Raw genomic sequence first — 11,541 nt, 5'->3', positions numbered from 1 at the left:
GGGTCATGTTTGTATAGCGTTATGTCAGTATGCAAATGGCCTCTATTCTCATATCTTTATCGTTATCTTTCTGTATAATTATTTGAGGATTTTATGGGAGTCTTTATGCAGCAAACAATACCAAAAGTACAAAAGTGGTGTGGTTAAGCTGTAATAACTGGATATTTAGAGTTAACCAGTCTAACCGCCATGCATAAATAATCTTCCAATGCTAGATAAATTAAGAATTACGCCTATTCATTTATATAGTCTGATTCAGTAAACTCATTATTTGGATATAACAATTAAAAATTAAAGGAGCCTTAATGAAGCGAATTATCATTTTGATTTTATTATTTTGGTCGACAACCATTCTGTCTGCTGAGCTTAGGCTTTTACATGATTACAATAATATAGTCGAAAACAGTGACTCCGTCCCCACAGAGCATCACGCTCTAAAGCCAATCTTAACTGATACTAAAGTATATAGCTTTATGAAAACAAGCAACGATATTAGCTACGGGCGTGTCGAAGTACTTTCAGTTATAGATAAACAAAACAACAATGCTTCTGTATTAGAACCTTTGAATAAAGTGTATAAAAGGCAATATAGAGGGATGATCTTAAAAGACAACTTGCTTTATCTTTTTATTCAGCAAGGAAGTAACTTTGATGGCAGTATCATAGTTTGGACGGTAAATATTGTTACTGATGAAGTAAGCATGGTAACAGAAGTAGATATAACCAGCGTCCCACAGTTTAGAAGTTCTTACCCAACCCTCTTTAATATTAATAATGAAGAGATTCTAATACAGCCAAAATCTAATAGTTTTAGTGTTTACAATACAACAACTAATGAGTTTAGAAATACCTCAGTCAAAATGGACTCTTCAATTCCTTCCATAAGCGAAAAGCATTCTTTTGCTGTAAACAACAATTACATTTACTACGAATTTAATACAGAAAGGGTAATGAGGGCTGATACTGGAACTGGAGAATCGACTGTGTTGTTGGATAAGCCTGGTTTTATTCTTTATCTAGGGACATTTAATGGTAGAGGCTACTTCAATAAAATAATACCTAATACTGTAATAGGCGGTTTCAGTGTTTATGACATATACAGTACAGATGGTATCTCAGTTCGTTTAGAGTATGAGGGCTTTGTAAGTTCAGCAGGAGAGGTTTACAACCTTAAACCACAAGTTGTATCTAATAAGCTTATACTTTTACAAACAGCACACGAGAACAAGTTTTTATATAAGAATATTAACGATAGCAAGTTTGCTAGTATTAAATCTTCGTTTATCTTTGGTCGTCATCCGTTACATAAGCAAAGTGATGTTATCGCACACTTAGGTAGTTATTATATTTTGGGTACAACATATGGAGAAGGATCAGCAGAAAAATACACCAGTATTATTGAAGTAAATTTACAAGAAGGTTTTAAAATAATTTCTAAGAAAGAAACTCAATCTAGCGGCAGTTTTTGGGTGTATTTATATAAAGAAAATCAAAATTTGATGTTACTAGAAACTATGTTTCAAGAAGCTGGTACCGGCCGGTTTAACCCGCTTCTAACAACCTGTAATAAGGTAAACACGCACTCTGAAGTGGTTGAGCAAAGCAACGTTATTGATAACTTTAAGTTCGTCTCTAAGCTACATGACAATAGTGGGCAATATGTGTTTGCTGAGTCGAACGACCATGGTGTTGAGCCGCACAAAGTCTCTTGTCTAGAAAATGAATCTACATTGCTAGAAGATTTTAACAAAGAACTAAGTAACGGTGATTCCGAGTTTACATATCTGTCAAACTCTAACCGTACTTTTGTATTGTATCGTAGCTTATACGCTATGGGGCATGAGCTTATGTCATATGATATGACTGGTCCAACAAAGTATGATGACTCTGATATCAAGTCTAGTTATCTTAACTTTGACGCGAAACTTATAGCATTAGACAACCATTACTTATATCTCCATATCCTAATGCATGAACATTATGATTTTGGCTGGATGAATGATTTAGCTACTTACTTTCCATTTGCGCTTAATTTAAAAACAGGGGATCTGCAACTAATAGACTTTGGTTTTGCCCCAAATTTTAAGGTTCACCAAGGCGCTTTTATTCATTTTGTAAGCAGTGGCCCCAATTCTCGTATAAACCTTGTAAAAAATAGTATCTATGGAAGAGATGAAATGCTGATAGAGGGAAACTTTGATGATTTTATACCGTACAAGGAGTATCTCTTACTGTATGGAGAGTCACCTCAGGGTACATATGAATTTGGTAATCTAAAAGGAACCAGGATGGTTCATCAATTTGAAATTAACTGTGAAAGTGGGTGTATTGATCTCTCATTCGGAAGTAAAAATAGTACGGTGTTGATATCCACTGCACAAGATGACGATATGGGAGACTTTTACATTTATAACATTGAGAAAGCAGGCGAACCTTATAGGTTGTATAATGGATATAAAACCGATGTAAAGTTACTCGCCAGCTCTAGTAAGTTTAGTTTGTTTAATATGATTGGCCTAGGTCAGACTTCAGGTAATGGCGATAAGTACTTATATAAATTTAATCACAGTGAAGGATCTATATCGGAAGTGAGTCTCGAACCTAACAGTATTGTGAAAATACAAAAGGTGGGTAACTACTATGTAAGCATAACAGAAGATAAAAGATTACTCGTATTAGATAAAGACTTTAACTATCTTAAAGAAACAAAAGTTCCAAGTTCTGAGAACTACAGTCCATTATCACAGACAAACTATTTTGAATGTGACAATGGTATTTGCTACCTTTCATTAGAACGAAATTCACCTGAAACTAGTCGCAGCGTTCTAGTAAAATTTAATATTAACCTTGAACTTGAGCATGTAGCTACAGTTGATGGCTTCATTTATTCAACTATTAGTAAAAATAATCACTATTTTCTTTTAGACGCTGAAGAGCAAAGTTTAGGCAGAGAAGTTTTTATATTGAAGAGAGATATAGTTGATACCGACTCGGATGGAATTGATGATAATTACGAGATGGCCCTAGGCTTGAACTCTCTTGACTCGACTGATGGAATCCTCGATGCCGATAGTGATGGCGTGAGCAACATAGATGAATATCTTCTACGTTTAAACCCTATAGACTCTGACACTGATGGGGATGGATTAACTGACCAGCAGGAGCTTTCTTATGGTTCTAATCCCTTAGAGTATGATTTACATTTAGTTGACACCGATGATGATGGTTTTATTAACTCAGAAGATCAGTTTCCATTTGATGCAGGTGAAAATAATGATAATGATTATGACGGTATCGGAGACAACGCAGACGCAGACGATGACAATGACGGCATGCCAGATTCTTGGGAACACAGGTATGGATTAGACCCTTTATCGGATGAAGACCGAGATTTAGACCCTGATAATGACGGTAGAACGAACTATCAAGAGTATCAAGATGGTACAGATCCGACAGTTTCGAATAAGGATGGTTCTGGTGGAGGCTCTCCAAATGATGGCGGTGGAAGTTCCGGTGGAGGCGGTGGTTCAACACCTGTTTGGTTGCTGAGCATGTTGTTACTAGCCTTCACAGCTAGACGATATTACAAATAAAAAAAAGGCCTCTTATGAGGCCTTTTTAGTGGAGCCATACTTTATTAAGACTTAGGCTTACGCTTTTTGCCTTTTGGTTTGTCTTTTGACTTGGACTGCGGTTTTGACGAGCCACCTTCTTGTTTACCAATTGGGGCAAGTTTCATCGGTTTGCCTGCGACGCGGGCTCCGCTAAGAATTTTCTGTACTTCTTTAGGCATGCCTGATGGCAGATCGACTGTTGTGAACTCGTCGAATAAGTCGATTCGTCCTATATACTCACTGTCAATGTCGGCTTCGTTAGCGATAGCGCCGACAATGCTTCCGACTTTAACGTCGTCATTGCGGCCAAGCTCGATACGATATCGTTCCATTTCGACATCAGGATGTTCCGCGAGAGGCTGGGCGTGAGGAGAAAACGTGTTTTCACGACGGGGACGTTCTTTTCGGTCGCGTTTGTTCTTGCGACGTGAGTCGCGATCATCATCCCAATCGCGACTATCTCGCTCGCGACGTTCTTTGCGAGGCTTCTCTTTTAACAATAGCTCATCACCAGCTGCCATTTTAGCTAAAGCGGCTGCTAGCTGGGGCCAATCTTGATCATTGTTTTCGACGTACTTGTTAATGATATCTAAGTAAAAGTCTAGGTCACTGGTTGCTAGTGTATCGCTAATCTTTTGTACAAAGCGCTCAACACGTTGCTCATTAATATCGGCAACCGTTGGCAAATGCATTTCTTCAATTGGCTGATTCGTCGCGCGCTCAATGGCCTTAAGCATACGCTTTTCACGATGCGCTACAAACAAGATTGCGTTACCTTCACGACCAGCACGACCGGTACGGCCAATACGGTGAACGTAAGATTCCGTATCGTAAGGAATGTCATAGTTGATAACGTGGCTAATGCGCTCTACATCAAGGCCTCGAGCTGCAACGTCAGTTGCTAGCAAGACATCAATTTTGCCTCGTTTGAGTTTATCGACAATTTTTTCACGAGTGTTTTGTGCAATATCGCCATTTAAGGCATCAGCACGGAAACCGCGTGCATTGAGTTTTTCAGCCAACTCCATGGTGGCTGTTTTGGTGCGTACAAAAATGATCATGCCATCGAACTCTTCTGTTTCAAGAATTCGTGTCAATGCATCCAGTTTGTGCAAGCCGCTGACGAACCAATAGCGTTGGCTAATGGTTTTAGCGGTCGAGGTTTTAGTTTCAATCTTAATATGCTCAGGATTGTTAAGGTGCTTTTCAGCAACTTTACGAATCTGATTTGGCATTGTGGCGGAAAATAGTGCGATTTGGCGTTCTTCGGGAGTATGCCCCAAGATCCACTCAACATCATCGATAAAGCCCATGCGAAGCATTTCATCAGCTTCGTCTAAAACTAAGGCTTTAAGGTTATCAAGCTTTAATGTGCCACGACGAATATGGTCCATAACACGGCCAGGTGTACCGACGACAACTTGTGCGCCACGTTTTAATTGGCGTAATTGTGTGTCATAACGCTGTCCACCATAAATCGGTAAGATCGTAAATTGATCCATATGCTTGGCATACGTTTGGCAAGCTTCGGCAACCTGGAGTGCGAGCTCACGTGTTGGCGCTAACACTAAAACTTGAGTTGTACGATCTTTAGGGTCTATCTTCGAAAGTAACGGTAATGCGAAAGCAGCGGTTTTACCCGTACCCGTTTGGGCCTGACCTATGATGTCTCGACCGGTTAATAAAACAGGGATACTAGCCTGTTGGATAGGGGATGGCTGTTCGTAACCTACTTCTTGAATAGCTTTCAATACCGCAGGCGCGAGTTCCAGCTCTGAAAAGCTGGTAGGGGTGTCTTTAGATGTCATCAGAATACCTTAAATTTGCATGTCGAGCGGAATGCTCGGCGAAGCGTCGGTCAACTGATAAAACCCAACTAAAACCACAACTTAATGCACAGAACTAGGAAAGGAAGTGCATGTGACCATTGCTTCGAGGCTGCGATTATACGCGTAAATATGTCAGAACGTTAGCATTATTAGAAAAACTTTGCTGAAAATAGTATAAAGTAGTTAAAAAGCTTGGTATTTCAATACACTATCTATAAAAGGAAATAATATGCGCTTAGTGATTTTGGGAGTATTATTGGGGTTGGTGAGTGCTTGCTGGCAGCAAAACGAAGTCATTGCGATTGAAAAAGGCGGTGGAATGAAGTGGCTAGTGATCGCAAAACCTGACTGGGAGCTTTCCACGGTTAAGGGTGTAGAAGATGACTTAGCGGCTTACACTCGGCAAATGACAAATGCTGGTTGGGCGGTGAGTAGCACTACGATCATTGCTAAAGACACAGATGTCGTCGTTAGTTTAAAAGGGAACCTTCAAACAGTGGCTCGCACAACAGACTTTTACAAAATTCATTCGGTTAGTGAGAGCATGGCAAAAATTGAGTTCTTGTGTCCAAGGGTTGATGATTATCGTGTCTATCGCACAATAAAAATCAAAGACGCTAATCGAGCGGCAATTGGGTGTGCTCAAGGTGTGCAAACCTTCCGTTATTAACTTACTTACTCTTTCGTATCTTCAAAAAAACGTGCAGAGCACTGGCCCTGCACGTTGAACTATTGTTGGGTAATTACTTGTAGATTTTACCGTCTTTCATAACGAAAGTGACATTTTGCAATAACGTAATGTCGTCAATAGGGTTGCCTTCGACAGCGATAATATCGGCTAGGTTACCCGCTTTAATGACACCAATTTTATCGTTCTTTAGAAGCTCTGCGGTGGTTACCGTTGCACTTTGAATCGCTTCCATGGCTGGCATACCTGCTTCGACCATGTATTGAAACTCTTTGGCGTTGTCGCCATGCGCCGAAACACCACTATCAGTACCAAAAGCAATTTTCACGCCATAGTCATAGGCTTTAGCGAAGGTGTTTTGAATTTGAGGGCCTACGGCTCGAGCTTTAGGGCGCACGATTTCAGGGAAGAAACCATCAATTTCTGCCTTTTCCGCGACAAACTTACCGGCAATGATCGTTGGCACATAATAAGTACCTTTCTTTTTCATGGCTTTCATGACGTCTTCTGACATGTAAGTACCATGCTCGATACTGGTAATTCCTGCATTAACCGCACGCAACATACCTTCGTCGCCATGAGCGTGTGCCGCGACATGCATGCCGTAGTCATTTGCCGTTTCAATCACTGAGCGTAGTTCTTCTTCGGTGAACTGAGGGTTTTGACCGCTTTTCGCGAGACTCAAGACGCCGCCAGTGGCTGTGATTTTAATAAAGTCTGCGCCTTCTTTATAGCGTTGACGAACCGCCTTTCTGGCACCTTCAACACTATTTACCACACCTTCTTTCGGGCCAGGATCGCCCATAAGAGCTGCATTGGTACCGTTCGTTGGATCGGCGTGGCCGCCCGTTGTGGCTAGAGACTTACCCGCAGAATAAATACGAGGACCATCGACAAGCCCTTGGCGTATGGCGTTACGCAATGAAATTGTGACATTATACGAATCGCCAGGGTTGCGCACGGTAGTAAAGCCTGCCATCAAGGTTTTCTTGCCAAAGTCTTGGGCGCGATAGGCGAGGTCGGCGGGATTCAATGTAAAACCGTCGATATAGGACTTTGGATTCATTTCACCATCAAGGTGAACATGCATGTCCATTAACCCAGGCAAACAGGTTTTATCACTAAGATCGACAAGTTCAACGTTAACAGGACGTTCGCTTGTCACTTGCTCAATGGTGTTATTCTGGACTTTGATAAATCGTTGACCGAGCACTTCGCCTTCTGTTGTGTCAACCACATTGCCACAGTGTAACCAAGTGGTATTGGGTTGGTCAGAAAATGCAGAAGCGGTGTTGGATAAGGCTGTTAAGCCAATGACAGATGCAATCGTCATCAGTTTCATTGGTGAGGTAAATGTCATGAGTGCCTCTTATACGTTGTTATGATGGTTTGCATAATCTAACTGTTAAGGCGGTTGCTGGCAAATGTAGCTTTGAAGAAACGCGTTTTAAGGTTCGCGCGTTTATAGCAAATAGTAATTCAGGCGTCTTCTGCTACAATGCGAGTCAGATTTACCATGTTCTAGGATACCTGCCTTATGGCGCAGTCATTAGCTGCTTTTAATACCTTTGGCGTAGAGGCCACATGTGACAGTTTGTTCCGTTTTAGTTCCGAACAGTCGATCCAGGATTGGTTGGCGGGTATGCCGATTCCGCCTGAGAAGTTTTTCGTCTTAGGCGGCGGTAGTAATGTGTTATTAATAGGCCACATCCCCTTAACATTCCTCAAGGCAGATATAGAAGGTATTAGCTATAGGGAAGAGGGAAATGATGTTTTTGTCACCGCCGGTGCTGGGGTCAACTGGCACGCCCTAGTACTTGATTCGCTTGATAACGGATATTCAGGTCTGGAAAATCTTTCGCTTATCCCTGGAAACGTTGGCGCTGCCCCAATTCAAAATATCGGTGCTTATGGTGTTGAGTTGGAGCAGTTATTCGTTTCTCTCAGTGCTGTAGACTTGTTCAGTGGTGAAAAACGTGAATTTGGCCATGCTGAATGTGAGTTTGGTTATCGCGACAGTATTTTCAAACGTGAATATCGTGGGAAATACATCATTACTGATGTCACGCTAAGGCTTTCAAAAAAACAACAGTTAGTACTGACTTACGGCCCATTAAAGGAGTTAGCGGCTTCGACTGATAGCGTAAGCGCAAAAGACGTCAGTAAAGCAGTCATCTCAATTCGTCAAAGCAAACTCCCAGACCCAGAGACTTTGGGCAATGCGGGTTCATTTTTTAAGAACCCAGTGGTTGATGCGGAAGTGTTTCAGAAACTCAAAGCGCAGTTTCCAGACATTGTGGCTTACCCGATCAGCGAGTCTTCGGTAAAGCTAGCGGCTGGTTGGTTAATTGATCAGAGTGGGCTCAAGGGTTATCGAAGAGGTGATGCTGGCGTGCACCAACAGCAGGCCTTGGTCATGGTCAATCATGGACAGGCCACTGGAGAAGAGATACTGGAGTTGGCTGGTCACGTCAAAGACACGGTCAATGAGAAGTTTGGTGTGGCATTAGAGCCAGAGGTTTGGATCATTGGAGAGCAGCACGTTTTTGAGGCGAGTCGATAACTCATGGCATCACAAAAAGAACAGCAGTTAGTCGAAATTATTCAGATATTGTCGCAGGGTGGCTTTTATTCCGGCCAGGCGATTGCCGATAAGCTTGATGTGACTCGTGCTTATGTGTGGAAATTAATCCAACAACTACAAGATTTAGGGCTTGGCATCGAGTCAGTGACCGGGAGAGGTTACTGTTTGGAGTATCCTGTTGAGCTATTGTCCAGCGATGAGCTAGATAAAACGCTGAAGCTTCAACAGTTGGATCTGAGGCTGATGACAGACTCGACCAACGAAGCGCTTAAGGGTGAGGGTTTTGCTCATAACAAATTGGTCGTGGCCGAATACCAGTCCGCAGGGCGTGGCCGACGGGGCCGGAAGTGGGTGTCACCAATCGCCAGCAACCTTTATTGGTCACTAGGGTGGAAAACGCAGCTTCCTGTCCAACAGCTAGGGGGGCTCAGTCTCGTGGTCGGCTTGTCGATTGTGAGTGCATTAGAGAAGCTTGGTGTGACAGGGGTCGAAGTCAAGTGGCCCAATGATGTTAGATACCAAGGCCGTAAGCTCGGCGGCATTTTAGTCGAACTTTCGGGTGATATGGTCGGTGGCTTGAATGTCATCATTGGCGTTGGGCTTAATGTGCATATGGCAAATGGGGCTGCAAGCTCGATCGAGCAGGAATGGATAAACTTACAAGAGCTGAAACCTAACATCAGTCGCCAAGACGTTCTAACTGCTGTCATCCAAGAACTACAGAAGTCGCTTGAGCAGTTTGCTGAGCATGGTTTCGATGCGTTTACTGAGCAATGGAGTCGTGTTGACGAGTGTTTCAATAAAAAAGTCGCAATTATACAGAATGATGATGTGGTGAACGGTATTGGTGCAGGCGTTGATTCAAACGGAGCCTTCCTTCTGCAAACAGGGAAAGGCATTAAGCCGATTTATGCGGGTGAAGTGAGCTTGCGTTTTAGAGACGAGGATTAATCATGTACTTGTTACTCGATCAAGGGAACAGCCGCTGTAAGTATGTACTTACTCCTAGCTTAGGTATTTTAGAAGACTCTGTTAGTGGCTACTGGAGTAACGATGACTTCGAACCATCAACATGGAAACGTGAGTTAGAAGCATTTAAAGACAAGCAAATACAACGAGTTTGCGTCAGCAGCGTCGCTAGCCAAGAGCGAAAGTTATGGTTCGAGGCACTGTGTCAGACTACTCTTAATATGACACCAGAATTTGCTGAGTCAGCCGAAGTTTATGTGTCTCAAACATTAAGGAAAATGACGAATAGTTACGATAGCCCTAAAGCACTGGGTGTAGACCGTTGGTTAGCAATGATCGCCGGCTTCGAGCGCTCCTCAGAGGGATTTGTGGTGATGGATGCGGGAACAGCCTTAACGACTGATTGGGTCTGTTCTGATGGTAAGCACCGAGGTGGGCATATTGTCGCTGGTCATCGACTGTTACAACAGAGCTTGCTTGGAGAAACCGGAGGTATCGCTTGGAGCGCTGAACATGATAGCGAATTGAAAGGGGACTTGTTTGGTGAGAACACCTCCGCTGCTGTGTCGTTGGGGGCAGAAACGATGCTCAAAGGCTATTGTTACCAAGTGGTAAAGGCCTTATCTGGACAAGGAGCGAGTAATGAGTTGCGAATCTATGTAACCGGTGGCGACCGTGAGTTAATCTCTGGGTATTTGCAGCAGGCGATTAGAGAGTTAAAACTAAAGCATGAGGTGATTATTCAGCCAAACTTGGTTTTGGAAGGTCTAAGTCACTGGTTTTCGATGAATAATTAAACAATTTAGGCGTCTAGTGAAAAAAAATGCCCTAAACCCCAAAAAAAGTTGAAAAAAGCATTGCCAAAGCGAAATCAGATCGCTAAAATTCCGCCCACTTAACGACATCGCCTTGAAGGACTTCAAAAAGATGTTGATTGAGACGCCGACTTAGCTCAGTAGGTAGAGCAACTGACTTGTAATCAGTAGGTCGCCAGTTCGATTCCGGCAGTCGGCACCATTATTTTAAGGGGTTGCAGTAGCAACCCTTTTTAAATGTAAGTATCAGTTCTTATTGAGATTCTTTACTAAGACTCATTGCCAAGATAAGTACTTGCATTTTCTCCAGTAAATTGGCATCATGCGCGCTCGCTTTGAGCAACGATGATGTTCAAATCTTGGAGGGGTTCCCGAGCGGCCAAAGGGATCAGACTGTAAATCTGACGCGAAAGCTTCGAAGGTTCGAATCCTTCCCCCTCCACCAAATTTCTTCATCCTGCCAAATGCTCTAAGTCACTGAAAAGTGAAGAAGAGTGGCTGGGTGAAAGCCTAATGTGCATCTACTGTCAATTAGGCGAATATCGTTCTTGGTGCGTGCGTAAACTTACTGGTTTACTCGGTGGCATTATAGAGATACGGTAATCAGTTGAGCGCGGGTATAGTTCAACGGTAGAACCTCAGCCTTCCAAGCTGATGATGCGGGTTCGATTCCCGCTACCCGCTCCAAATTGCCGATATAGCTCAGTAGGTAGAGCACTCCCTTGGTAAGGGAGAGGTCAGCAGTTCAAATCTGCTTATCGGCACCAGGTTTGTCACTCTTGTTGGTTTTTGATATTTCGAGCAGGTTTGGCAATTTTTTAGGGTGCGAGGGTGCTAGTACGCCTATTTTGACGTACAACCCGGTGACACCCGTTTTAATATTGGAACTTAAAACGCGGAAATTCCGGGAGGCTTAAAATGGCTAAAGAGAAATTTGAACGTAATAAGCCGCACGTAAACGTAGGAACGATTGGTCACGTAGACCATGGTAAAACTACTTTGACGGCGGCGATTTGTACAGTACTAGCAGACGTGTACGGTG

8 protein-coding genes and 4 tRNA genes are annotated in these 11,541 nt (G+C 42.8%); 10 read left to right on the top strand and 2 right to left on the bottom strand.

Annotated features, from left to right (window positions below; all coding sequences use genetic code 11):
• Positions 1 to 305 precede the first annotated feature (305 nt).
• Positions 306 to 3,593 (top strand): hypothetical protein, encoded by a 3,288-nt coding sequence (locus KFK88_RS11815; RefSeq protein WP_223580003.1) that lies wholly within the window; start codon positions 306 to 308, stop codon positions 3,591 to 3,593.
• Positions 3,594 to 3,637: 44 nt separating this feature from the next.
• Here the strand turns inward: KFK88_RS11815 and KFK88_RS11810 are convergent, their stop codons facing one another.
• On the bottom strand, positions 3,638 to 5,422 hold the full coding sequence (locus tag KFK88_RS11810) for a DEAD/DEAH box helicase (RefSeq protein ID WP_223580000.1): 1,785 nt from the start codon (positions 5,420 to 5,422) through the stop codon (positions 3,638 to 3,640).
• A gap of 250 nt (positions 5,423 to 5,672) precedes the next feature.
• Here KFK88_RS11810 and KFK88_RS11805 point away from each other — a divergent pair, with 250 nt between their 5' ends.
• Positions 5,673 to 6,113, top strand: coding sequence for a hypothetical protein (locus tag KFK88_RS11805; RefSeq protein ID WP_223579997.1), 441 nt, complete (start codon positions 5,673 to 5,675; stop codon positions 6,111 to 6,113).
• 73 nt (positions 6,114 to 6,186) lie between these two features.
• Here the strand turns inward: KFK88_RS11805 and KFK88_RS11800 are convergent, their stop codons facing one another.
• Positions 6,187 to 7,491: a metal-dependent hydrolase family protein gene (locus KFK88_RS11800; protein WP_223579995.1), complete on the bottom strand. Its 1,305-nt coding sequence runs from the start codon at positions 7,489 to 7,491 to the stop codon at positions 6,187 to 6,189.
• Positions 7,492 to 7,668: 177 nt separating this feature from the next.
• On the opposite strand from KFK88_RS11800, the gene murB reads away from it, so the two are divergent.
• The 8 genes from murB to KFK88_RS11760 all read left to right on the top strand — a co-directional run.
• A complete protein-coding gene (gene murB / locus KFK88_RS11795) occupies positions 7,669 to 8,694 on the top strand; it encodes a UDP-N-acetylmuramate dehydrogenase (RefSeq protein WP_223579993.1) in 1,026 nt (341 codons plus the stop codon).
• A 3-nt stretch (positions 8,695 to 8,697) separates the two neighbouring features.
• Complete coding sequence (gene birA, locus KFK88_RS11790; protein WP_223579991.1) at positions 8,698 to 9,666, top strand: bifunctional biotin--[acetyl-CoA-carboxylase] ligase/biotin operon repressor BirA; 969 nt, start codon at positions 8,698 to 8,700, stop codon at positions 9,664 to 9,666.
• Positions 9,667 to 9,668: 2 nt separating this feature from the next.
• A complete protein-coding gene (locus tag KFK88_RS11785) occupies positions 9,669 to 10,481 on the top strand; it encodes a type III pantothenate kinase (RefSeq protein ID WP_223579989.1) in 813 nt (270 codons plus the stop codon).
• A gap of 144 nt (positions 10,482 to 10,625) precedes the next feature.
• Positions 10,626 to 10,701, top strand: a tRNA-Thr gene (locus tag KFK88_RS11780).
• 159 nt (positions 10,702 to 10,860) lie between these two features.
• Positions 10,861 to 10,944, top strand: a tRNA-Tyr gene (locus KFK88_RS11775).
• 168 nt (positions 10,945 to 11,112) lie between these two features.
• Positions 11,113 to 11,186 (top strand) — tRNA-Gly (locus KFK88_RS11770).
• A 4-nt stretch (positions 11,187 to 11,190) separates the two neighbouring features.
• A tRNA-Thr gene (locus KFK88_RS11765) sits at positions 11,191 to 11,266 on the top strand.
• A 151-nt stretch (positions 11,267 to 11,417) separates the two neighbouring features.
• Positions 11,418 to 11,541: GTP-binding protein (locus KFK88_RS11760; protein WP_263296467.1), on the top strand; the 124-nt coding region annotated here is incomplete at its 3' end.

The organism is Kangiella taiwanensis (assembly GCF_020005165.1).
Taxonomy (GTDB): domain Bacteria; phylum Pseudomonadota; class Gammaproteobacteria; order Enterobacterales; family Kangiellaceae; genus Kangiella; species Kangiella taiwanensis.
This window is presented reverse-complemented; position numbering and strand designations above follow the sequence as displayed.

Coding starts and splice junctions, on each gene's coding strand:
- KFK88_RS11815 (WP_223580003.1), top strand. CDS start 306: ATGAAGCGAATTATCATTTTGATTTTATTATTTTGGTCGACAACCATT.
- KFK88_RS11810 (WP_223580000.1), bottom strand. CDS start 5,422: ATGACATCTAAAGACACCCCTACCAGCTTTTCAGAGCTGGAACTCGCG.
- KFK88_RS11805 (WP_223579997.1), top strand. CDS start 5,673: ATGCGCTTAGTGATTTTGGGAGTATTATTGGGGTTGGTGAGTGCTTGC.
- KFK88_RS11800 (WP_223579995.1), bottom strand. CDS start 7,491: ATGACATTTACCTCACCAATGAAACTGATGACGATTGCATCTGTCATT.
- murB (WP_223579993.1), top strand. CDS start 7,669: ATGGCGCAGTCATTAGCTGCTTTTAATACCTTTGGCGTAGAGGCCACA.
- birA (WP_223579991.1), top strand. CDS start 8,698: ATGGCATCACAAAAAGAACAGCAGTTAGTCGAAATTATTCAGATATTG.
- KFK88_RS11785 (WP_223579989.1), top strand. CDS start 9,669: ATGTACTTGTTACTCGATCAAGGGAACAGCCGCTGTAAGTATGTACTT.